Annotated in this window: 20 protein-coding genes and 1 pseudogene; 13 read left to right on the forward strand and 8 right to left on the reverse strand. The window is 40.1% G+C overall.

Annotation, left to right across the window (positions count from 1 at the left end):
• Window positions 1-147: 147 nt before the first annotated feature.
• The 6 genes and pseudogenes from lspA to Q1A31_RS06595 form a co-directional block, all read right to left on the reverse strand.
• Window positions 148-711 carry a signal peptidase II gene (gene lspA / locus Q1A31_RS06570; RefSeq protein WP_299874088.1) on the reverse strand — a complete coding sequence of 188 codons (564 nt, stop codon included), beginning with the start codon at window positions 709-711 and terminating at the stop codon, window positions 148-150.
• Window positions 704-3,493, reverse strand: a complete 2,790-nt coding sequence (gene ileS, locus Q1A31_RS06575) for an isoleucine--tRNA ligase (protein WP_299874404.1) — start codon at window positions 3,491-3,493, stop codon at window positions 704-706. The genes lspA and ileS overlap by 8 nt, the downstream gene beginning before the upstream one ends.
• Window positions 3,494-3,647: 154 nt before the next feature.
• Window positions 3,648-4,655, reverse strand: a complete 1,008-nt coding sequence (locus Q1A31_RS06580; protein ID WP_299874091.1) for a phytanoyl-CoA dioxygenase family protein — start codon at window positions 4,653-4,655, stop codon at window positions 3,648-3,650.
• Window positions 4,656-4,729: 74 nt separating this feature from the next.
• A pseudogene (gene trpB / locus Q1A31_RS06585) lies at window positions 4,730-5,911 on the reverse strand (tryptophan synthase subunit beta).
• 237 nt (window positions 5,912-6,148) lie between these two features.
• A complete protein-coding gene (locus Q1A31_RS06590; RefSeq protein WP_299874095.1) occupies window positions 6,149-8,230 on the reverse strand; it encodes a cache domain-containing protein in 2,082 nt (693 codons plus the stop codon).
• 53 nt (window positions 8,231-8,283) lie between these two features.
• Entirely contained in the window at window positions 8,284-9,684 is a 1,401-nt protein-coding gene (locus tag Q1A31_RS06595; RefSeq protein ID WP_299874098.1) for a sigma-54 dependent transcriptional regulator, read from the reverse strand.
• A 277-nt stretch (window positions 9,685-9,961) separates the two neighbouring features.
• Between Q1A31_RS06595 and Q1A31_RS06600 the strand changes: the two genes are divergently transcribed.
• The 6 genes from Q1A31_RS06600 (at window position 9,962) to glp (ending at window position 14,890) form a co-directional block, all read left to right on the forward strand.
• Window positions 9,962-10,849, forward strand: coding sequence for a substrate-binding domain-containing protein (locus Q1A31_RS06600; protein WP_299874101.1), 888 nt, complete (start codon window positions 9,962-9,964; stop codon window positions 10,847-10,849).
• A gap of 6 nt (window positions 10,850-10,855) precedes the next feature.
• Window positions 10,856-11,560: an ABC transporter permease gene (locus Q1A31_RS06605; protein ID WP_299874104.1), complete on the forward strand. Its 705-nt coding sequence runs from the start codon at window positions 10,856-10,858 to the stop codon at window positions 11,558-11,560.
• Between the two features lie 23 nt (window positions 11,561-11,583).
• Window positions 11,584-12,405 carry an ATP-binding cassette domain-containing protein gene (locus tag Q1A31_RS06610; RefSeq protein WP_299874107.1) on the forward strand — a complete coding sequence of 274 codons (822 nt, stop codon included), beginning with the start codon at window positions 11,584-11,586 and terminating at the stop codon, window positions 12,403-12,405.
• Entirely contained in the window at window positions 12,402-13,001 is a 600-nt protein-coding gene (gene mobA / locus Q1A31_RS06615; protein ID WP_299874110.1) for a molybdenum cofactor guanylyltransferase MobA, read from the forward strand. The genes Q1A31_RS06610 and mobA overlap by 4 nt, the downstream gene beginning before the upstream one ends.
• A gap of 1 nt (window position 13,002) precedes the next feature.
• Window positions 13,003-13,524, forward strand: a complete 522-nt coding sequence (mobB, locus tag Q1A31_RS06620) for a molybdopterin-guanine dinucleotide biosynthesis protein B (protein ID WP_299874113.1) — start codon at window positions 13,003-13,005, stop codon at window positions 13,522-13,524.
• 91 nt (window positions 13,525-13,615) lie between these two features.
• Window positions 13,616-14,890, forward strand: a complete 1,275-nt coding sequence (gene glp, locus Q1A31_RS06625; RefSeq protein WP_299874116.1) for a gephyrin-like molybdotransferase Glp — start codon at window positions 13,616-13,618, stop codon at window positions 14,888-14,890.
• A 125-nt stretch (window positions 14,891-15,015) separates the two neighbouring features.
• On the opposite strand, the gene Q1A31_RS06630 is transcribed toward glp, so the two are convergent.
• Together Q1A31_RS06630 and Q1A31_RS06635 are read right to left on the reverse strand one after the other, a co-directional pair.
• Window positions 15,016-15,378 carry a Lin0512 family protein gene (locus tag Q1A31_RS06630; protein WP_299874119.1) on the reverse strand — a complete coding sequence of 121 codons (363 nt, stop codon included), beginning with the start codon at window positions 15,376-15,378 and terminating at the stop codon, window positions 15,016-15,018.
• The gene (locus Q1A31_RS06635) at window positions 15,375-15,728 is read right to left on the reverse strand and encodes a Lin0512 family protein (RefSeq protein WP_299874122.1); all 354 of its coding nucleotides are present in this window, start codon (window positions 15,726-15,728) and stop codon (window positions 15,375-15,377) included. Before Q1A31_RS06635 ends, Q1A31_RS06630 begins: the two co-directional genes overlap by 4 nt.
• Before the next feature lie 454 nt (window positions 15,729-16,182).
• Here Q1A31_RS06635 and Q1A31_RS06640 point away from each other — a divergent pair, with 454 nt between their 5' ends.
• The 7 genes from Q1A31_RS06640 (at window position 16,183) to Q1A31_RS06670 (ending at window position 22,605) form a co-directional block, all read left to right on the forward strand.
• Complete coding sequence (locus Q1A31_RS06640; RefSeq protein ID WP_299874124.1) at window positions 16,183-17,010, forward strand: ParA family protein; 828 nt, start codon at window positions 16,183-16,185, stop codon at window positions 17,008-17,010.
• 1 nt (window position 17,011) lies between these two features.
• Window positions 17,012-18,877: a ParB family protein gene (locus tag Q1A31_RS06645; RefSeq protein ID WP_299874127.1), complete on the forward strand. Its 1,866-nt coding sequence runs from the start codon at window positions 17,012-17,014 to the stop codon at window positions 18,875-18,877.
• The gene (locus tag Q1A31_RS06650) at window positions 18,874-19,431 is read left to right on the forward strand and encodes an STY4526/YPO1902 family pathogenicity island replication protein (RefSeq protein WP_299874130.1); all 558 of its coding nucleotides are present in this window, start codon (window positions 18,874-18,876) and stop codon (window positions 19,429-19,431) included. The genes Q1A31_RS06645 and Q1A31_RS06650 overlap by 4 nt, the downstream gene beginning before the upstream one ends.
• Window positions 19,432-19,440: 9 nt before the next feature.
• Complete coding sequence (locus Q1A31_RS06655; protein ID WP_299874133.1) at window positions 19,441-20,853, forward strand: hypothetical protein; 1,413 nt, start codon at window positions 19,441-19,443, stop codon at window positions 20,851-20,853.
• 61 nt (window positions 20,854-20,914) lie between these two features.
• The gene (locus Q1A31_RS06660) at window positions 20,915-21,811 is read left to right on the forward strand and encodes a PFL_4669 family integrating conjugative element protein (protein WP_299874136.1); all 897 of its coding nucleotides are present in this window, start codon (window positions 20,915-20,917) and stop codon (window positions 21,809-21,811) included.
• A 112-nt stretch (window positions 21,812-21,923) separates the two neighbouring features.
• Window positions 21,924-22,058: a hypothetical protein gene (locus Q1A31_RS06665; protein WP_299874138.1), complete on the forward strand. Its 135-nt coding sequence runs from the start codon at window positions 21,924-21,926 to the stop codon at window positions 22,056-22,058.
• A gap of 91 nt (window positions 22,059-22,149) precedes the next feature.
• Window positions 22,150-22,605 carry a single-stranded DNA-binding protein gene (locus Q1A31_RS06670; RefSeq protein WP_299874140.1) on the forward strand — a complete coding sequence of 152 codons (456 nt, stop codon included), beginning with the start codon at window positions 22,150-22,152 and terminating at the stop codon, window positions 22,603-22,605.
• Window positions 22,606-22,628 lie beyond the last annotated feature (23 nt).

Below are 22,628 nucleotides of genomic sequence, written 5' to 3' on the forward strand. Positions count from 1 at the left end.
ATTGAATGTTAGAACACCGAATGAGGTATTCTACAAAGGAACGAATATTGCATTTAATAGTTGAATTCACCCCCCCCCTACTTTGGGGCGTTTTTTTCATAACAAATTAAACCCAGGATTTATGTCTGGGTCTAATTTATCTCAAGATTATTCTTCTTCAGAATAAAAGAAACTACCAATAACAAGAATAACTGCACCGATATTTATTGCGATATCAGCGACGTTAAACGTAGCAAAATGAGAAAAACCATCAGTCCACTTAGAAAGAAAAAACACCTCCCAGTCAGCATAGACATCGATAAAATCGATAACGCGACCATGCAACACACGATCAATCAGGTTATTCCCGACGGCTCCACCCAAAACAAGTGAGAGCCCAATGGCTGTCCATTTCTGATCTTCTTTTAACTTCTTTAGCCAGACCAGAATAACAATACTGACAACGATTGTTAGCCCAACAAAAAACCAGCGCTGCCAGCCACCCTGATCACCAAGAAAGCTAAACGCAGCACCATAATTATAAGCAAGTGTGAAGTTTAAATGAGGTATAACAGGGTAGCTCGCACCACCTAGCTCAAGACTGCTTTCAGCAGTCCATTTCGTTATCTGATCAATAAAAATAACAACAAAGCTAACCCATAACCATTTCAATGAGGTATTGGACAGAATAGAGCTTTCTTCAGTTAAGTCCGCAGCCTTTTTATTAGGCATATGAACGAGCCTCACCGTCACCAGCGACATTTTCTACACAACGTCCACAAAGTTCAGGGTGCTCAGGATCTACACCAACATCTGCCCTGTGATGCCAACAACGAACACACTTTTCAAGCGTCGAAGCATTCACTGAAAGCCATACACCATCAATATTGTCACCTTCGGCAGCAACACTATTTTCAGGCTGTTGTGCAGTCTCTCCAACTTTCGCATCTGAAGTTATCAAGACAAAACGTAACTCGTCTTTTAGTTTACTTAAAGCCACATAGGTATCACCCGATGCATATACCGTGACTTCCGCATTCAAAGAAGAACCAATCGAGCCATCTTTACGTAGCTGCTCTAGTTGCTTACTGACAGCGACGCGTACAGCAAAAACTTTATCCCATTCTTGCTCTGTTAATGCTTCGTTACTTCCTAGTTCAAAGAGTTCTTCGTACCATTGAGTTAACAAAACATAGTCTACTGGCTTCTTACCTTGCATAGCTTCATCTTGATACATCGAATCCCAGATTTCTTCCGAAGTAAAACTAAGGATTGGGTACATCCAGCGAACCAGAGCTTGCAAAATATGATAAGACGCAGTCTGCGCAGAGCGACGTGCCAATGAATTAGCAGGCATGGTGTACTGTCTATCTTTAGTTATATCTAAATAAAGACTTCCCATTTCAACCGAACAGAACTTAAGAATTTCCTGATAGACCAAATGGAATTGCATCTTTTCGTAAGCATCAACAATAATTGCCTGTGACTTATGCGCCTTCGCCATTGCCCAGCGATCCAGCGCCAACATGTCCTCAGGTGCTACAGTGTCTGTCGCAGGATTGAAATCATTGGTATTCGACAAAAGATATCTCGCGGTATTACGTATACGGCGATAAGCATCTGCAGAACGTTTCAGGATTTCATCAGACACCGTAATTTCACGAGAATAATCAGATGATGATACCCAAAGACGCAAAATATCTGCCCCAAGGTTTTTCATCACTTTATCTGGGTAGATAACATTACCTACCGACTTAGACATTTTCTTGCCTTCGGCATCCGTCACAAAGCCATGTGTCAGAACATTTTTATACGGAGGTCTGCCACGCATTGCCACAGACGTTAATAATGACGAATGGAACCAACCACGATGCTGATCCGACCCTTCCAAATACATATCTGCAGGAGAATTTCTTAAACGATCATCTCTGTCGAGCACAGAATAATGAGTTGTTCCAGAATCAAACCAAACATCTAGGGTATCAGTGGTTTTGTCGTAGTCACTGGCGTCACTGCCAATAAGCTCTTCAGATGAAGTTTTATGCCAATACTCAATGCCTTCTTTCTCCATACCTAGAGCCACTTTTTCCATGATCTCAAGTGTATTCGGATGCAGTTCCTGGGTATCTTTATGCACAAACAAAGTAATTGGTACACCCCAGAAACGCTGGCGTGATATACACCAATCTGGACGACCTTCAATCATTTTATAGATTCGGCTTTTACCCCAATCAGGAATCCACTTCACTTTATCGATACCCTTTAAGGCATCTTGACGTAAATTCTGTTTCTCCATGCTGATAAACCACTGTGGCGTTGCACGGAAAATAATAGGGGTTTTATGTCTCCAACAATGTGGGTAACTATGACGAATTTTTTCTTTGTGCAATAAACTGCCGTTCTCTTCAATCTTCTCAAGAACCGTTTTATTTCCACCGTATACAAATTGTCCACCAACTAACTCGGTATCCGCCAGGAAGTGACCGTCATTACCCAATGGATTGATGATTTCAAGGTTATATTTTTTAGCAACCACATAGTCATCCGCACCATGAGCGGCGGCAGTATGTACAGCACCAGTACCACCTTCAGCGGTAACGTGCTCACCCAAAATAACAGGGAGTTTTCTATCGTAAAAAGGATGCTTAAGAATTAAGCCTTCAAGATCAGCACCTTTGCATCGACCCAGAATACCTTTGTTTTCGAGCTCGTAGCGGGCTAAAGCAGCTTCATACAAGGTTTCTTCTAATACAAGATTACCTTTATCTGTAGCAACAAGTACATATTCAAAATCAGCATTCAACGTAACCGCCATACTCGCTGGCAGCGTCCATGGCGTTGTGGTCCAGATTACGACGTTGATATCCGTTGTGCCCGGAGCACCAAACTTTTCTGCGAAAGCGACTTGATCGACAGCCTGATATTTAACATCAATTGAATCAGAGGTTTTATCCTCATATTCAACTTCCGCTTCAGCCAGCGAAGAACCACAATCCAGACACCAGTTAACCGGCTTCTGCCCTTTTTCTAAATGGCCCTTGTCGATGATCATCGCCAATGAGCGAACGATATCGGCTTCCGTCTGGAAATTCATCGTCAGATAAGGCTTGTCCCAGTCACCTAAAACACCCATGCGGACAAAGTCAGCTTTCTGACCTTCTATTTGCTTGGTTGCGTATTCACGGCATAGCTTTCTAAATTCTGTTGCATCGACCTTTTGACCGACTTTGCCAACCTTTTTCTCAACCTGAGCTTCAATCGGAAGTCCATGACAATCCCAGCCCGGCACATAAGGTGCATCAAAACCAGCCAAGGTCTTACTTTTCAAGATCATATCTTTAAGGATTTTATTGACGGCGTGACCAATATGCAGATCACCATTCGCATACGGAGGACCATCATGCAAAATATAGGTAGGTCTTCCCTCAGCGTGTTTACGAAGCTGCGAATATAGATCTGACTCAATCCATCCTTTCAACATCGCAGGTTCACGATTTGCCAGATTACCCTTCATAGGGAAATTCGTTTTCGGTAGATTTAGTGTCTTTTTATAATCGATCGAATTATTTGTGTCGTTTGAATTGTCGCTCACGTTACTTCCTGAGGTTAAGAAACTTTAAAGCACGTAAGAATAGCAATAAATGGGGCGAAAACCGATAGTTTAAATGTTATTTTTCATCTGTTTCGATTATGTGCCAAGGAGACCTGTGACCGCGCGCTGCAGCGGCCTCATCCATTTTTTTTCGATACAAACCCAAGAAGTAATATTGTATTTGATTCGCAAATTTACCACCTATACCGGGAAAAGGTATAAATGGGTTAGTCCGACTATCCCCCCAAAGCGCTAAACGTGTACTTTTTTTACTATTTCCACGGCGATGAATACCAAACACATTTACAATAACCAGAGTATTCTTTTTTACAGTGAATGGCTTTGGTTCGGGCAACACAAGCTCCTTTAAGTCTCCCTCCAAATATCTTGTGGATCCTTTGGCGTGATAGCCATTTTTATCGTTACTGGCCTCCAGACTCATTCTGTATTGCCACTTAATACGCTTCCAGCTTAATTTATGGGACTCAGGAACAAACGTAAAAGGCCCTGTTTTAGGCGTCACATCATCAATAAATAACCAGCATTTCATTGATGGGTGAAAGGTATCATTATGAAACGTTTTTTGCGGGTCTTCGGCTCCAGAGCAATACTGGTTTTTTACTTCTTCCAAGTAATACAGAGGTTTCCTTAAATGGCCAGAAGTAAACTTGGTAAGTTTATTTAGATTGCGGTTATCGATTACGTCCTCTAAAACCTGCCTTCCTTCTAGTACCTCAGGAGATAATACTGCTCTATGAGTCAGTGTATTTCCCTGACGAGCCTCTCTAATTTCTCCATCGAAGGTTCTAGCCGCATTTTCCAGACTTTGAAACTCCTCATCAGTCAAAAAATTTTCTTTTACAATATAGCCTTTTTGAAAATAGGATTTTCTATCTTCAGCAGAAATCATTGGAGACAACAACAGCATTCTGCCACGCATCACAGCATGAGAAACCAGTAAACGAAAGACATGAAGTCCCATCTTATTAAGCACTGGAGAACCTATTATGGGATTACCCTGAAAAGATTTGGCTGTAGTAAAAACTTCGACTACCCAAATTGGTATATTTAATAAACGCTTCATTTTGACCATACATTACAATTACAGATAACTCATGCTGAGTTATCTGTAATCTCAATTTAACTCATTTTATCTGGTCAATATAATGACAGATAATCAGCGACAAAATCTGCATCTTTATCACCACGATCCGACAAGTTAACCAAAATGGTTTTATCTTTTGGCATTTCTTTAGCTATTTTCATCGCATGAGCAACAGCATGCGCACTCTCTAATGCCGGAATAATACCTTCTAGACGAGATAATTTCATGAATGCATCCAGACACTCTTTGTCATCAGCTGCGACATACTCAACACGTTTTATATCTTTTAAATAACAATGCTGCGGACCTACACCCGGATAATCTAGACCTGAAGCTATTGAATAAACCGGTAATGGATTTCCTTCTTTATCCTGTAAATTATAACATTCAAACCCGTGCAGCTGGCCTTTTATTCCTAGCGATAAGGTAGCTGCGTGATCTGGCGTATCCAGACCTTTACCTGCCGGTTCTACGCCTATCATCCTTACTTCATCATCTTCCAGAAATGCAGTAAATAATCCCATCGCATTTGAGCCACCGCCGACACAAGCGATTAATGTATCAGGTAGTTTATTCATTTTTGCCAAGAACTGTTCACGCGCTTCTTGCCCCACAATACTCTGAAAATCCCGAACCATTTTAGGAAAAGGATGCGGACCAACCACAGAACCAATCGCATAAAAGAAATTCACCGGGTCTTTCAGGTATTCTTCAAATGCACTATCAACGGCATCTTTCAAGGTCTTAGTACCGCGAGTAACCGGCACCAGTTTACAGCCCAGGATTTTCATCTTGGTAACGTTCGGATGTTCTTTGGCAATATCGATCTCACCCATGTGAATTTCGCATTCCATTCCCAAGAGCGCACATGCCGTAGCTAGCGCAACGCCGTGCTGACCTGCGCCAGTTTCTGCCAAAACTTTAGTTTTTCCCATGTGTTTAGCGAGTAACGCTTCACCAATACAGTGGTTTATTTTATGTGCACCAGTGTGATTCAAATCTTCCCGCTTCAGATAAATTTGGGCGCCACCCGCAGCTTCAGTCAAACGCTTCGCATGATAAATCGGGCTTGGGCGACCAACCTAATTAATTTGCAGATCATATAATTCGTCTTTAAATGCCTGAGTATTTCTCACTGTTTCGTAGGCATCATTAATTTCATTCATAATATCGACGAGTTCCGGCGGAATTATTTGTCCGCCATATTCACCAAAATAACCTTTGTCATCTGGCATTTCTAAGAATTCTTGTGTCATTTTTATTCCCTCAAATTGCTTGATTCTGATTATTAATGTTAATGCTTGATATCAATTTTAACAGCGGTATTTTAATAATAATTGAATCCTGGTTAGCAGACTTAAATCAGGTTCTATTCAAAATCTAAAGTCATTTTTTTGAATAACACATTATTTTTGTATAAGAAAACATTAGAATTTTGATTACCATTCAATGTTTCAAAGTAAATTCAAAAACTAGATTGCCGCCTCTTCTATAATACTTAGTTGTTCGGCAATTGCTTCTTCATCGTCCATGATTTGTGGTTCACTCAGCAGCCAGACTGAGAAAGTAGAACCCTCACCCACCTCAGATTCTGCGGTTATATTTCCGCCATATCGGCGCACTAATCCATAGCTTATAGACAATCCTAAACCTGTACCCTCTCCCTGTTGCTTGGTACTGAAGAATGGATTAAAAATCTGTTCAAGATGTTCTTTATCAATCCCTTTGCCATTATCGGAAACACTGATAACAACACCTTTGTCTTTCCAGTTTCGTGATTTCAGGTTGATTTCTGCATCATTCCTATCTAAAGCGTGAATGGCATTTACCAGCAGATTGACTAGCACTTGTTGTAGCTCTTGTGGATTAATTTCTACGACTTCTGTCGCCCTTAAATCCATTTTGAATTCAATTGATTTACCCTGACTGAGATGATTGACTAGTTTCAAGGTATCTTTTATCAATGAATTAACCTCAACCATATTAATATAGCCGGAATACTCCTCTGGATGAGCGTACTGCAATAAACGATTGATAATGTCTTTAATGCGGTAAATTTGATCAATAACCAGATCAATTTCTTTTTGTACCGGTGCTGCATTATCACCTAACTCGGCAACCATAATATCCAGATTACCCAACATCACCGCGGTGGGATTATTAATTTCGTGTGCTACCCCAGCGGTTAATTCACCCAATGCTGCGAGCTTTTCTGCGACCACCAACTGCTGGCGAGTTTTACGCAATAACTGAATGCTATTTTCCAGGTCTTGATTCTTTTGCTTTAATTCGGCGGTACGACTTTCTACCTTGTCTTCAAGTGAATCTGCCCATTCTTGAATTTCCTGATTGCGTAATTGTAATTGATCGAGCATATCGTCAAATTCACGGGAGAGAGTCCCCAACTCGTCCTTGGAAGCAATTAATCCAACTCGAGTAGCGCCTCCTTCCTGAGTTGCATGAACTACAGCACTCATTTTCTCGATGGGTTTGAATATTCGCCGTGCTCCACGAATGGCTGCCCAAGCAGAAACTAACATCAAGGTGAGGAACATTAAAACCAAGGCAAGTAAGGCATTCCAGAGTTCATCACGAAAAGGTTTTTCGAGGAAACCTGCGTACAGCATGCCAACTCTATTTCCATCGACATCAATAATGGGTTCGTAAGAAGATACATACCAATCATTTACTACGAATGCGCGATCAATCCATGTGGAGCCGTTGTCTAAAACTTTGGTTCTCACTTCATTAGATACGCGAGTGCCTAGCGCACGCTCACCTTTTTTTAACGGGACATTGGTTGAGATGCGCACGTCATCTATGAATACCGTAACCGTCCCTATACTTCCCTCAGGGAGGCTGTCAGGACCGTAAGCAAGATCACGAATAGCATCGACAAATTCGAAATTCCCATTCAATAGGACTCCTCCATCTAATAATGCAACTACTTCACCTCGCGAGTCCTTTACAGGGTACAGCGCACGAATCACCATTGCCCGACCCTCATGGGTCCGATTGCTTGGTCTTGCCCTTGGCGTTTGAAGGATGGGAAGCTGGACGCGCTTATGAAGTTCTGCGTCCTCAACTAAAAGTTCTTCTGGTGAATATATCTCCACCCCCACACTTTCATGACCTTTTAAGGCGTTTAATAATGTAGAAGAATTTCTTCTGCTGGCTAGAATATTGTGCTGATCATTTTCTGTGGAAATGACTTTGAGGAAGGAGAACTTCAGCTTATTTTTTAGATTATTCACCTGTTCTATAACTGATGAATTATTCCCAGATTCCAAAGCAGTCCGAAATTGGTGAGATTCTGCCAGGCTAGTTAAATGATTTAAATAATCGTCTTGAATACGATTGAATGCATCATGAGAAACGGCAAGGTCAGTATTGACCTTGAGAAATAATTGTTCATATGTGAAATTTTTACCCCAATAAATCGCTAAACCTAATGCGACAGGCATTATCAGCAATATGGGAAACAAAACCAGCAGCAATAATTTATAACGTACCTTATGCCTTACAGCCCTTCGCATATTACCAATAAAACTCATTAAGGAATCTCTGATTAAGTTAGTTATACTTAGGCTTGATTAGAATTTTTTAATCACATTTCATTCCAGGTCTTTACTTTGCGTTCCAGTGTTTTTCTTGAAACACCAAGTATTCTGGCCGCAGCAGACTTATTACCATCTTCGCTTTCTAGCACTTTAAGAATATGATTCTTCTCTACATCTTCCAACAACGAACTATCTGTTACCTGACTTGCTGATGATGCCTCGCTCACTTGACCAGTTATACACTGACCGGGAGTCTGATTTAGCAGAAGGCAACGCTCGATGACATTTCTAAGCTCACGGATATTCCCAGGCCAATGATAATCGCGCATCTGGAATAAATCCTCACCCGAAATTGCCTGAGCTTCTACCCCCAAATCAGATGATAAAGTTTGGAAAAAGTGCTGAACCAAGGCAGGCAAATCATCCATTCTTTCTCGTAGTGGAGGCATTCTGACATTAACCACATTTAATCGATAAAATAGATCTTGTCGAAAATTACCTTTCTCTACCTCTTCTTCCAAATCACGATTACTTGCAGCGATAATACGGACATAAACAGGAATTTGACGATTAGAACCCACAGGGCGAATCACTCTTTCTTCCAAGACTCTTAATAGATGGACCTGCATCGACATTGGCATTTCACCAATTTCATCTAAGAATAAAGTGCCATTATTAGCGTAAGTAAATAATCCTTCACGGGTTTTTTGTGCCCCGGTAAATGCTCCTTTAGTGTGGCCGAAAAATTCGCTTTCCATTAACTCTTCTGTAATCGCTCCACAGTTTACAGGGACAAAACTACCCTTGCGCCCACTCCAGCGATGCAAAGCTCTAGCAGCAAGCTCTTTACCCGTGCCTGATTCACCACTAACTAAAACGGTGGTTGGCATGGGGGCAATTCTTTTAATCACCTCGCACACGCTTTTCATGGTATCGCACTCACCAATCATACCGCTATCGTAGAGTTGATCGACTTGACGTTGGAGCACAATGTTCTCTCGCTTAATTTGTTGATGCGCCATACAACCTTCGATTGAAGCCATCATTTGATCCATCCGAAACGGCTTTAAGATAAAGTCACTGGCACCCACCCGTAATGCCGCAATCGCAGTTTCCAAACTTGCGTGTGCGGTGATAAAGATGACCGAAGTAGTACTGCCTTGTTCACGAATTTCAGTCACCCAATCAACACCCGATTTTCCCGGCAGGCGAATGTCTGAAATAATCAAATCGAAATTACAACGTTGCCTTAATGCTTCTGCCTCTTCAACATCTTCTGCCACCTCTACTAAGCCAAAAACCTTTTCCAGGCCTTTTTGTAAAAAGTTACGAATGCCTAGCTCATCATCCAATATCAATACTGAATTTCGCTTAAAACTTATCGGCTTATCGTTATTATCTTTTAGCTGATCTTCTCGATCGTTAATTACTTCTAATGTAGAACTCATTATTTCCTCAGATTTATACGCCCAAATATTCCACTTATAAAATCAATATGGGACATTTTTTACCGATTTTAATATACCTCTTGGAATATATACGGTGTATTTATCAGTATTCTTCGAAATCCATACTGTAAAAGTCTTTACATATCCTATATTTAGCCTATTTAGTGATTATTTTCAGCACATCTTCAAAATTTGGCATTGAATTTGCAAAATGGCTAAAAGGATGTGAGGAATTTTAACATCCAATTCCCTTTCAATTAACCAGGTAAATTTAATAATGTTTTTTACGAAACTAATGAAAACACTCACTCGATTTTTATTGTTATCAGCGGTAATTTTTTCAGCATTAACTTTCTCATCTGCCGCCTACTCTAAGACAGAGGGAGACTCAAAGCTTATTCGTTTAGCCACAACGACGAGTACTGAAAATTCCGGACTACTTCGTTATTTACTTCCTGAATTTGAAAAAGATACGGGCTACAAAGTTCATGTAATCTCTGTAGGAACAGGTAAAGCATTAAGAATGGGACGAGATGGCGATGTTGATATCCTTTTAGTACATGCATTAAATGCGGAGCAAAAATTTGTTAAAGAGGGTTACGGCGTAAAACGTTATCCAGTGATGTATAACGACTTCGTTATTATTGGCCCTGCAAAAGACCAGAAATTATATAAAGACGCAAAGAACGTAGGCGATGTACTTAACAATGTTGCCAGTAAAAAAATGCGCTTTGTTTCTCGCGGAGATGATTCTGGAACGAACAAAAAAGAATTATCCCTATGGAAAGGAAGTAAATACCAACCAAACTCTAAAACTGATACCTGGTATGTAGAAGCAGGTCAAGGCATGGGAAAAGTATTGCAAATGGCTGATGAAATGGGCGCATATACAATGACTGACCGCGGAACCTGGCTGGCATACAAAGATAAGCTTGCTTCAAAAATTGTATTTGAAGGCGACGAGACTTTATTTAACCCTTACGGCATTATTGCAATTAACCCTGAAAAATACCCTGATGTAAATATCGCGGGCGACGATGCTCTGATAAAATGGATCACTTCAGAGAAAGGACAAAAGCTTATTGGTGATTTTAAAGTAGCCGACGAGGTTCTGTTTGTACCAAATGCAGATACCATGGCAAAAAATGAAACCGTTAAAAAATAAAATCACATGCAATCACTAGCAAGTACCACAGTTGATGCTGTAAAACTCTTGCTATCTGGAGATGCCGATATTTGGAATATTATCGGCATCTCCTTTCAAATATCCACCATAGCGATACTTATATCAATGGTGCCAGCAATTCTGATCGGATTTATACTGGCTTACTATAATTTTCCTGGTCGGCGACTTTTAGTCTCAATATTCAACACTATGCTGGCAGTGCCTGCGGTTGTCGTAGGACTCACTCTATATATACTTTTATCACGCCAAGGCCCGTTAGGAGAGTGGCGATTACTCTTTACTCAAACTGCCATGGTTTTAGGCCAGATTGCTTTATGCTTTCCAATTTTAGTTGCGATGAGCCATAGTGCATTTCAATCGATTGAAAAACGCGCATGGGATACGGCAAAAACACTCGCCGCAAATCCCTTCAAAGCATTTTTTATTGTAATGCGAGAAGTACGCTTCGCTTTATTTGGGGCTTTACTGGCGGGCTATGGCAGAATTATTGCTGAGGTAGGAGCTTCAATGATGCTTGGTGGAAACATACTGCACTATACCCGTAATATACCCACGGCCATTGCACTTGAAACCAGTAAAGGTGAATTTGCACAAGGCATCGCTTTAGGCATTATCTTAATCTCACTCGCTTTTATCTTAACGATCGGTTTGCACTATATGCAAGGCAAAGGAAGTGTCGTCCGTGACTAAAACCTCAATAAACAAGAATGCCAATGAATAAAATTTCTCGACCTGTTCGTCTTGAATATACGAATATCGTAAAAAAATACGGTAAAGGTAAAAAAGCAAAAGCCATTCTAAACGACATAAATTTAAAGTTAGAAGGTGGCGAGTGCACGCTGATTACCGGTAAAAATGGCTGTGGAAAATCCACTCTATTGCGTATTATGGGCGGCTTACTAAAACCTGATTCCGGCATGATTAACACCGGCCTACACACACTAAACTGGAATAAGTACCGTAAAGCTGTTGGTAATGATGTGATGTATCTTTATCAAGAGCCCTATATGTTTGATGGTACCGTAAGAGAAAATCTAGGCTATGCCTTAGATAATAAACAAAATACGCAGATCATTGATAAAGCACTAAAGTGGGCTGAACTAGAACACCGTAGCGACACCCAGGCCAAGTGCTTATCCGGCGGAGAAAGACAACGGGTAGCATTGGCGCAAGCATGGATTAAACAACCCGCAGTTTTACTACTCGACGAACCAACAGCCAATATGGATACAGAACACAGACTTAGAACAGAATCATTTCTTTCGACCTTTATTGATTCTGGCACTGCACTTTATATTGCAAGCCATGACCCAAACCACTTCCATCGAATAATGAATCACCGATTAGTGATAAAGGATGGCTACATCTCTGACTTTAACGAATCGGATTTAAATGAATCAGAACATACAGGATCAAACAATGATCAAGATGTTGGTGTTTTAACAGGCGAATCTCTACTACAATCAAACAAGAACGTAACTTTATTCCCTCAAAATAAGACCCTAAACTTCTCATCACAAGATAATAAACAATGACGATAGACAAAAACCAGATCACCGCTGTTATTCTGGCCGGTGGCAAAGGAAGCCGCTTAGGAGGACAAGATAAAGGATTAGTAAACTATCTAGATAAACAGCTAATCCAACATGTCCTAGACAAAATAGAACCACAAGTTGGACATATCATCATCAATGCAAATCGCAATCAAGATGACTATGCGAAATTCAATTACCCTGTTATCTCCGATGAGCTCAGTGATTTCCAAGGTCCTTTAGCTGGCTTTTTAACGGGAATGAAAACAAGCAAGACTGATTACATACTCACTCTCCCCTGCGATGGCCCAGATTTACCTGACGATTTAGTTTCGAGATTAGTTAAGGAACTTGAGGACAAAAAAGCAAATAATAATATTGTGGTCGCCCATGATGGAAAGAGATTACAGCCCGTTCATGCATTAATACCTACTTCTTTAATTGAGAGCCTTGAAGACTTTCTTACCAATGGAGACCGTAAAATAGACTTGTGGTATTCACAACACCCAATGGCAACCGCGGACTTCTCGGATAAACCTGATGTATTTTTCAATATAAATACTGAAGAGCAGCGTAATCAACACCAAGGTAATTCATAAAATGGTCGAGTTTCATTTACCTATGCTTGGCTTTGCTGCCTTTAGCGGAACCGGAAAGACCACTTTGCTCAGCAAACTAATACCATTACTAAGAGAAAAAGGTCATCGCATTGGCGTAATTAAACACACGCATCACAATATAGACATTGATAAACCAGGCAAAGATAGCTATGTACTTCGCAAGTCTGGTGCTGATCAAATGATATTAGCATCAAGATATCGCACCGCTTTGATTATCGAAAAAGCAGACTCTACCAGAGAACCTGAATTACAAGATGTGCTAGACAATCTGCAAACCGACTCTTTGGACTTGGTATTGGTAGAAGGCTTCAAATTAGCCAAAATCAATAAAATAGAATTACATAGAAAAGCATTGGGCAAACCTTATCTATACCCAGATGACCCCAATATTATTGCTATTGCCGTGGAAGACAAAGGATCCAAAGACTATCTTATTGATAGTTTAGATTTGAATGACCCGCAACAAATAGCAGACTATATTGAAGCAAAGCTTCTCAGTTAGTACTATCTAGTTAATACTTTTAGTTAACACCGTATAGTTAAAACTACCTAGTGAGCCACACTATATCCCGTTAAAACCAGACCCAAAAGATATGAAAAATAATAGACCAGCCAGTTGTTTAGATCCCTTTGAAGCTGATGCCATTAGTGTTGATGAAGCACGACAAATTATTGCAGATAACATTACCCCTATTAGTGTGAGTGAAACAGTAGCGGTAAGAGAAAGTTTAAAGCGCTACTTAGCTACAGACATCATCTCCCCTATCAACGTCCCGCCCCATACTAATTCAGCTATGGATGGTTACGCATTGGCTGGAAATGATTTACCGACAAATAAACCAGTAGATTATAAAGTTTCTGGCGCTTCATTTGCGGGTGTACCGAGCACTCAAACTTATCAACCTGGAACCGTAGTGCGCATTATGACAGGTGGTGTAATGCCCGCTGGAACTGATACCGTTATTCCCCAGGAATTAGTCGAAAAACTAGATGATCAGACAATTCGATTAGAAGCTGAACACACAGCAGGACAAAATGTACGTCATCCCGGTGAAGACCTTGCGCTGGGTAAAAAAATATTTGATAAAGGCCGAAAACTTAGCGCAGCTGATATTGGTATTTTGGCATCATTAGGTTTTGGTGAAATAGAAGTATTAGTCCGACCTAAAATCGCTTTTTTCTCAACTGGCGATGAATTACGCTCAATTGGTGACGAACTAAAAGAAGGTGAAATCTACGATAGTAATCGTTATACCTTATTTGCGATGTTAAAAAACATTGATGCCGAAATCATCGATTTAGGTGTGATCCCTGATACTGAAGAAGACATTCAAGACGCATTTAAAAGAGCTTCGGAAGAATCCGATATCTTTATTAGTACTGGCGGTGTATCAGTCGGTGAAGCCGATTATATTAAACCAACACTAAAACTACTGGGTGAAACGCATTTCTGGAAACTGGCAATGAAACCCGGTCGCCCATTAACTTATGGCACAGTTAAACATGGTAAAGGACAAGCTAAGTTTTTCGGTCTCCCTGGTAACCCAGTTGCCGTAATGGTGACCTTCTTACAATTTGTTCAGCCGGCGATTAATTATCTAGCTAGTGGAAAACAGGTAAAGCCAATCTTCTTAAAAGCTACCTCTGAAGAAAATATCAAGAAACGCCCTGGTCGTACGGAATATATTCGTGGAGTTTTTGAACAAACTCCTGACGGCGGATTTATCGTTAAACGTACCGGCAAGCAAGGTTCAGGAATTTTAATGTCAATGAGTCTGGCTAATTGCTTTATACACTTTGATGCTGATTCTAGTGGAGTAAATCAGGGTGATAACGTTGAAATATTACCGTTTGAAGGCGTGGTTTAAATAAGATGATTTAAATAGCGCTATTTAGCATATCTAATCAGAACTATTTAACACCCCCCTACTTTGGGGCACTTTTTTATCTTAAGCCCATTAACTTTCACTGGAATAATCGTGCTTATTAAAAGCTAAACCAGCGAGTATTTACCTTCTGGAATATCGATGCGTGCAGCAATTGCAGCCGTGGCAATAACAGTAACGGTTTCCTGAACGTGATCTTCGATATTTAAACCACCCTTAATAGTATTAACCTTGACGCTTCCAAAAGGTATTTGCGCCGCAACCTCATCCGTATTAACCAAATCCGGCTTTTGCGTGCCAATTGTGACTTCTACCTGCATCTCATCTCGGTCAAAATCCATCGACCGAAACAATGTAATAGAACTATGATGAAGCGCATCTTGTACCGCTCTTATAGCCGCTTTGGTGTAATCCTCACCATATAAGTCATTACCTGTACCCATCTCTAAAATAATACGCTGAAGGCTCATGCCACATCCTCCGCAAAATCTAAATACACAACGACTCCAGCATTGGCGATTACCGTTGTTTTAGTTTTACAATCACTCAGAATATCCAAACCGCCTTCAACAACTTCAACCGAAGCTTGACCGTAAGGTAAAACCGCTTTCACTACATCTTTATCAACCTCATCTGGCTTGGCCACGCCAATAGAAACTTCAATAATCATTTTCTCACGATCAAAACCAAACGCAGGAGCAATCGTCAAAGAGTTATGCCATAACGCATCCTTTAGAGCGCGCACCGCGGCTTTTGTGTAATCCTGCCCTTGCAGATCAGTACCCATACCCATCTCTACAACCATTCGCTTTTTCGCCATGCCAACTCCTAAACAACATAATACCTAATTAAGGTTTCTGTGATTGATTAACTGATTAATAGATTGATAGTAGTACACCCCCCTACTTTAAAGGCATTTTTTTAAAACAAAGATTGGGACAGGCATTTATTTTAGGCAAAAAAAAGCCCGCTAATACATAGCGGGCTTTTTAGAATATGGTGGGGCGTGAGCGATTCGAACGCTCGACCAATTGATTAAAAGTCAACTGCTCTACCAAAAACAGCATTGTTTCTAATAATACAGAATTTAAACGCAGAGTTTTTAACCGTCTATCTTCTTTTCTCTTCCATGCTTTTTTTAGACAAAAAAAAGCCCCGACCGTCACTTATCTATTTGGTAGTAGAAAACGGTCGAGGCTAGGAGTGTCACAGAGGAGTACCCGCAACATTCCTTTAATCCCTGATAGAAATATTTTAATTCAGGAGTTAACAACATGGAAGCTAAAACGGAAGATAAGCGTAATAACATTGTAATCACAATTTGCTCAACGAAAGGTGGAGTCGGAAAAACTACGCTAACGGCCAATATAGGCGGTCTACTTGCCGACTTAAATTATAAAGTTCTACTCATCGATGGTGACACCCAAGGAAGCCTGTCATCTCATTTCAATATTGTTGAAAAAGCAGATGGAGGACTTACTAATCTAGTCAGAAATGACGGTGATCCACTTGATGCAATTTCAAAAACTGATATAGCAAATCTTGATATCGCTATATCAAATGATCCAGATAAGGAATTAGAGACCTGGATCGCTGCTCGTCCCGCAGGTAGAACAACACTAAAGAACTACACCTTACAAAGTCTCAGACCCCATTATGATTTCATCTTGATGGATTCTATTGGTACGGACTCACCCTTACAACACACTACAGTTCTTGCAGCAGATTTACTCATCTCCCCTATCCCACCAGATGTTCTCTCAGCGAGAGAGTTTAAGCGTGGCACTTTAGGCATGATCGAGATGATAGAAGCATTAGCGCCGATCGGACAGCTTTATGGTTTGGTGTATCGAATGGAAAACACTAAAGACTCGAAAATTTTTGCCAATGAATTAACCTCTGAAACCTTTGCAGAGTCTAAATCAAGAATTCGTATTATTGATACCGTAATTCCAGACTTGGTCGTTTATAAAAATGCTGCCACACAAAAACAACCGGTTCATCGACTAGATAAACGTGCCACTCGTGACATGTGTACGCTAATCAGCGAAATCCTTCCGCATCTAGCCTCTCAATGTGACACATTCATGGAGGGTAAATAATATGACTAAGTCTAAAACAGATATCAGCAAAGAGCTGGAAGGTGAAAACAAACGCACCAAGAACCTGTTGCAAACATATAAAACAGGCTCACTACTCACCTTAAATATCGATCAAGTCGATTTCTACGATAAAAATCCTCGTATTACTAAAAATGCAAAATATGATGAGGTTTATGTATCAATTAAAGCCAAAGGCTTAGAGGGATCATTATCAGTTTCTCAACGACCAGATAACGACGATCCACAGAAATTTCTACTCTTCAGAGGTGGTAATACTCGTCTTGCCGTACTCAAAGCACTCTATGAAGAAACCAAAGATAAAAAGTACTTTGAAGTTAATGCTTTATTCCATGAGTGGATATCCGAATCAGATACACTCATTGGCCATCTCACAGAGAATGATTCTCGTGGTGATTATGTATTCATAGATCGTGCTTTAGGTGTTCGTGAAAGTAAGCTTGAGTTAGAAAAAGAAACAGGCGATAAAATATCTGATAAAGGCCTTATTAATCGCTTAGAACAGCAAGGATATAAAATTAGTACGCGTGATTTACGACGTATGAACTATGCCGTGGATATCATGTATCCACACTGCCCCAAACTACTTGCTTCTGGAATCGGCCCTAGACAACTAGATGCGATCAAAAAACTCAATGTCAAAGCAGCAGAACTCTGCTTAGAAATTGACCCTGATAAAAAACCTGAGTTTTTTACTCAGCAATTTAGTGGTGCTTTGGCTAAGTTGGAAGAGGATTATGTCCATCACAATGAGGCAAACCCATACAACTATCAAATACTCTATGATGCCGTATTAAAAATACTCTCTAACGAGGAACGCATTGCCGCCAATCGACTAGAATTTTTCTTAGATAATCGTATCAATGCAAAAGCCGATCAGCAGCAAGCCTTTGATCCTGATTTTGTAGAAGAAGATGATCAATCGATTTGGGCTGATAATACAAAACAAAGTTCTCAACAGGGTACTGAAAAACAACAAAGCACTGATACTGTAGATGATGCAAATGAGGTTAGTGAAGATAATTTAGTTAGCGCTACTAACGATCAAATTCTCCCGCCTAGTGATGTCAGCAAAGAGAATGATGTGACTGATTTCTCACATTCTATTGATAATATTTCTCCAACTTTATCCAACAATGTATCAGCTATCGAGAAAGCAGCTTCACTTCATCCTGTGAACTTAGACTATTCAGTCTCACTAACTTCTGATAATCACCTCAAACCAATCCCCTGGGACCGCGAAAAAGACTTTGATCCTGGCTTTACCTATCTAGATAATTTACCCATCTCTTGCGGAGACAGAAGAGAACTCGCGCCATTACCCGACGATATCTCTTCACTCAGACACATCATGTCTCAAAAAGCGATTCTTTTTCAACAATACCTCTATATTCCTGGTGACATCATTCCAATGGATGATGGTATTGGCTATACCTTAAAAGATATTCCTCCGCTTGAAGAGTGGATAGGTATATCGGACGAATTTCTGAATGATAGTCCTCGTAACAAAAACCCACTTGTAGGTTTCATGGATAAGCCTCTTCATGGCTGGTGGATCTTGCTAGGTTTTTCTAACCTAATGGTATTAGCGCATATTAATATCGATTTTGCTAAGTCAGTTATCCCTGCTGGTAGCTTATATGACTATATTTCAGAGCATCATAAAATCACTCAACATGAAAAGTTGGTGTATGAACATAAGGTCCAATTGGGTAAAACCCATGATTTGATCAACCTCTTCTTGACTCGTGCTGAGCCTAAAGAGCTACAACTGTTTATAGAACTTCAACTGATTAATAACAAAATCTTCAAGGTAATGAAAGGTGATATCTGGGGGTTAAATGTATGAACAGCAAACCAGGAATCGAACTAATCAACAATACGGTAATGGGTGTATTGCAATATAGTGTTGCTAATGGCGACACGCGAACTTTACGTTCGCTGGGAGTTAGTGAGCAAACCATAGAACACCTACTCAAGAGTAATATTTCTTTTTTAGGTAGAGGTATTGCTCCCATTGTTCAACTGGATAATAAATCCGCACAATTACATCTTCGTGCCAGCAACAATCAATACCGTGAGCAGTTATTAATCAAACAATTGATTCAACGCGATGCGCCCTACTCTGTACTTAAAACAAATTACGGTATGGACCGTAAAGAGTACAGCAAGTTACGCATAGAACTGAACATGATAAAACCTATCATCGGTCGGCCAGCTGATCCAGATCCTAGTGAATTACCCAATACGCTGATTCAAGCATTAGAGGAGTATATTTTAAACTCTGACAATCCTCCGTTGGTTGAGAGTCCTGATTTATTACTCCTTCATTCATTTATTCATAAATTAGGCATACGCGTCATTCTAGGGCTAGAAAGCGTGATAAGAAAAGAGCTAATTTAGGGGGACATCATGACTATCGATACTAAAAGGCCATATTCAATATTACGGGATAGATTTGAAAATCAATCTCGTGATGTTGGTGAGAAATTATTAAATGAACAACATAAGGGGCCACGAAACTTATTAGCAACAACGCATATAGGTAATGAGCATATATCAATACCAGGTTTCTTAATTGCGGATCCCATTTTAGAACCTGTCGATAAAGCAGTTTACAACGCTATTCGCTTAGTGACACCCAAACAGATATCAGGAGAACAAGCAGCTTATCCAAACTATAAGGATATCTGCCGTGTAGCAAACATCTCATCAGATGCCACAGTCTCTCGTGCACTAATTATTTTGCGCATGATGCGATGGGTATCTCAACGTACATTAAGTGCATCTAGTGGCGTTATGGGAAATGTGTACATGACTCATGACCACCCACTAGACTTTGAAATGTTCATTGAGATAAACAGCAATTACGATGAGCTACTGAGATCATCTTTACATCATAACCATGCTCGTGTTCGTGCCGTTGCTGAGGTTGTCATTGAAAGTTATGAAAATGACCTTGTGAAAACTGATGCGCCTTTACATACCTTAGAACAAGTGACTGTGTCATCTGATTATCTTCAGGGCGAGAAAGACTGTGACTATTTCTCAATATCATCAAAGAGCATAGATAACTTAAACAGCTCTTCAAAATTTAAAGAGCCCTACATAGCAAGCTCTTTAAATATTAAAGAGCCCAAAATCAGTACCCCTTTAAATATTAAAGAGCACTCCACTTTAAATATTAAAGAGCCAGCAAAATCACCCTCTTTAAATATTAAAGAGGGTGATTTACTAGGCACTTTAAATATTGAAGAGCCTAGTAGTAGTGGTAGTAGGAATATAATAACTACAACAACAAGAGCGGGAAATCTGCACTTATCAAAACAACCAGATATTAAACTCATGAATGAGATATCTGAAATGTTTAGCAACATGAAAACAGATCAACATCGACAGATTGGTCGGTTAGTCATGCGCTGTGAGTTAGAAGAAGATCGATACTTAGCGGTCTATGAATTATCTAATCGTCTCAAATATGGGGAAAAACCCATACATAATCCGATTGGCTATCTGGGGAAACTTATTGGAATGCTCAACGCAGGTGAGTATCCATTTTCATCCTACGCTCAAAAGAATTTCAACAATACTCAAACTGAAAAACCACAGCAAAAAACAAAAACGGTTGAGCAAGAACTCAGTGAGATTCGTTTTGAGTTAAACAATGTGATTAACGAGATCAGAGCGCTTGAGAGGATGCAAAACCAAACGCCAAACGAGTTGTTTGAAAAACAGTTAACTCAATTCAAACAACAGGCAAAAGAGTTATCAGAGAAGAAAACGTTGCTTGAAGAGGAAAAGCAAACACAGCGTTTTAGAAATTAATGTTAGGGGGGGGCACAGTGCCCCCCTAAATAAGAAAAATCTAATATAGATGGTGAGTAATATGAGTGATGAGAGCACTAAGCAAACGCCAAAGAAAAATAAAATTCCTACTGTGGATCTGGGGTTTGGAGAAACTGAAATGTTTGTTCCAAAGAATCAACCTCCACGAGTCAATTTGGCTGCAAAAAGAATGGCAGAGAGAGCCAATGAAAATGATGAGGATATCATCTCAGATGCGCCGTTAGATGGTAGTGATATTTTTGAGACGCCTGGGGCATTGCGTGGCACAAGCCAATTAGTTTTGGAGACACGCAAAGCACAATTGGTTTTTGAAGGTAGGAAACCCGATAAGCAAAAAAACAAACCATTCATTATCGGCCTTAACAGTTTTGCTGGACAGCTACGAGTTATTTACGATGCCTCTGGAGACGGGGACCCGTATGCAGATTATTGGTTGATTCAAGTGGAACGTGCTCTGGCAGAAAAATCAGAGATGTTTGATGCAAGCATTGATGAGTACACAAAGTTATTGGGTCAGTACGAAAATATCAACCATGAGGTGGCGCATTCGATTAAGCCCATCACTAAAAGCTTAAGATTCTCGATTGCATACTCATACCAAGGCGCAACGATGCTGATGAAGTTGGACCAATTGATCAGGACCATACTCACTGCAAATCATGTCGGCTTATTGGATTCTGATAAGGCCAACAGACATATTCGTAGAGCAGCCAGAATTTCACGAGGCGCACTTGAATCAGTTGTAGGTTATCGCTTTTGTGATATCAACCGAGACGATGTGGCAGCAAACAATCCTAAAGCTCAAAGAGCACAGGAGCTTATGGGAGGGTGTCCAAGTGCAATACTAGAGGATCAAATTGCGCCAAAGTTCGTCTCATCGAAAGCAATGTATTTGAAAAGTGAGCGCTTAAAAAAGAGTGCTGAGGTGCTTGGATAAAATATGGAGGTCTTTCTTAAAATTTACTTGCAGGCCTTTCCATTGGTGGTGCAGAAATCAACCAAAGGGAAAACCCTTTAAGGGTAAGGGGGGGAATGAAGTGATTCGGCAAATGGATAAATTCGAAATGAGCTTGAAGAAAAATTGGTTAGTGAAAATGAGTCAGTTGAATATGCAGAGTGTTGGCTTTGCGGTGAAGCAGATTTTGTATGTCGATCAACGTGCAGTTGCCATATTAATGATATGACGAGGTTAAAACTGGTGAGTTATATGTCAAGTGTTCAGTTCGTTAATAAGTAGTAGTTTATAAGAATATTAATTTAATCAAGGAGTAAATAATGAGTAATGGTACATCTCAAATCGTGATTATCACTGGCAACATTGGTCAAGATCATGAATTAAAATATATGACGAATCAAAATGCAGTTCTTAATTTTTCATTAGCTACAAGTGAGTCATGGAAAGATTCTGCATCGGGTGAACTCAAGAGTGAAACTGAGTGGCATCGATGCGTAGTGTTTGATAGAAAGGCAGAAAATACAGCTCAATACACCCGTAAAGGTTCAAAGGTACAAGTAACTGGAAAATTAAAAACGCGCAAGTGGACCGACAACAAGGACGTAGTTCGATACATTACGGAAGTGATGGTCCGCGATATTCAATTTTTGGATAGGAAGCCTTCGGACAAGACGGCTAATGAGAAAACTAAAGAATCAAGCAGCTCTGATTTGGATGTTCCACCCAATACAAATTATCAAGTACCTGAGTTTGATGACGATTTACCATTCAATTAAGCTGATGAGAAAACATGTTAAAT

Origin of the sequence: uncultured Cocleimonas sp. (assembly GCF_947495625.1) — a bacterium.
GTDB lineage: Bacteria > Pseudomonadota > Gammaproteobacteria > Thiotrichales > Thiotrichaceae > Cocleimonas.

What these genes read in the sequence shown, in the direction of transcription:
- lspA (WP_299874088.1), bottom strand. Translation starts at nt 711, where the DNA reads ATGCCTAATAAAAAGGCTGCGGACTTAACTGAAGAAAGCTCTATTCTG.
- ileS (WP_299874404.1), bottom strand. Translation starts at nt 3,493, where the DNA reads ATGAAGGGTAATCTGGCAAATCGTGAACCTGCGATGTTGAAAGGATGG.
- Q1A31_RS06580 (WP_299874091.1), bottom strand. Translation starts at nt 4,655, where the DNA reads ATGAAGCGTTTATTAAATATACCAATTTGGGTAGTCGAAGTTTTTACT.
- Q1A31_RS06590 (WP_299874095.1), bottom strand. Translation starts at nt 8,230, where the DNA reads ATGAGTTTTATTGGTAATATGCGAAGGGCTGTAAGGCATAAGGTACGT.
- Q1A31_RS06595 (WP_299874098.1), bottom strand. Translation starts at nt 9,684, where the DNA reads ATGAGTTCTACATTAGAAGTAATTAACGATCGAGAAGATCAGCTAAAA.
- Q1A31_RS06600 (WP_299874101.1), top strand. Translation starts at nt 9,962, where the DNA reads ATGTTTTTTACGAAACTAATGAAAACACTCACTCGATTTTTATTGTTA.
- Q1A31_RS06605 (WP_299874104.1), top strand. Translation starts at nt 10,856, where the DNA reads ATGCAATCACTAGCAAGTACCACAGTTGATGCTGTAAAACTCTTGCTA.
- Q1A31_RS06610 (WP_299874107.1), top strand. Translation starts at nt 11,584, where the DNA reads ATGAATAAAATTTCTCGACCTGTTCGTCTTGAATATACGAATATCGTA.
- mobA (WP_299874110.1), top strand. Translation starts at nt 12,402, where the DNA reads ATGACGATAGACAAAAACCAGATCACCGCTGTTATTCTGGCCGGTGGC.
- mobB (WP_299874113.1), top strand. Translation starts at nt 13,003, where the DNA reads ATGGTCGAGTTTCATTTACCTATGCTTGGCTTTGCTGCCTTTAGCGGA.
- glp (WP_299874116.1), top strand. Translation starts at nt 13,616, where the DNA reads ATGAAAAATAATAGACCAGCCAGTTGTTTAGATCCCTTTGAAGCTGAT.
- Q1A31_RS06630 (WP_299874119.1), bottom strand. Translation starts at nt 15,378, where the DNA reads ATGAGCCTTCAGCGTATTATTTTAGAGATGGGTACAGGTAATGACTTA.
- Q1A31_RS06635 (WP_299874122.1), bottom strand. Translation starts at nt 15,728, where the DNA reads ATGGCGAAAAAGCGAATGGTTGTAGAGATGGGTATGGGTACTGATCTG.
- Q1A31_RS06640 (WP_299874124.1), top strand. Translation starts at nt 16,183, where the DNA reads ATGGAAGCTAAAACGGAAGATAAGCGTAATAACATTGTAATCACAATT.
- Q1A31_RS06645 (WP_299874127.1), top strand. Translation starts at nt 17,012, where the DNA reads ATGACTAAGTCTAAAACAGATATCAGCAAAGAGCTGGAAGGTGAAAAC.
- Q1A31_RS06650 (WP_299874130.1), top strand. Translation starts at nt 18,874, where the DNA reads ATGAACAGCAAACCAGGAATCGAACTAATCAACAATACGGTAATGGGT.
- Q1A31_RS06655 (WP_299874133.1), top strand. Translation starts at nt 19,441, where the DNA reads ATGACTATCGATACTAAAAGGCCATATTCAATATTACGGGATAGATTT.
- Q1A31_RS06660 (WP_299874136.1), top strand. Translation starts at nt 20,915, where the DNA reads ATGAGTGATGAGAGCACTAAGCAAACGCCAAAGAAAAATAAAATTCCT.
- Q1A31_RS06665 (WP_299874138.1), top strand. Translation starts at nt 21,924, where the DNA reads ATGGATAAATTCGAAATGAGCTTGAAGAAAAATTGGTTAGTGAAAATG.
- Q1A31_RS06670 (WP_299874140.1), top strand. Translation starts at nt 22,150, where the DNA reads ATGAGTAATGGTACATCTCAAATCGTGATTATCACTGGCAACATTGGT.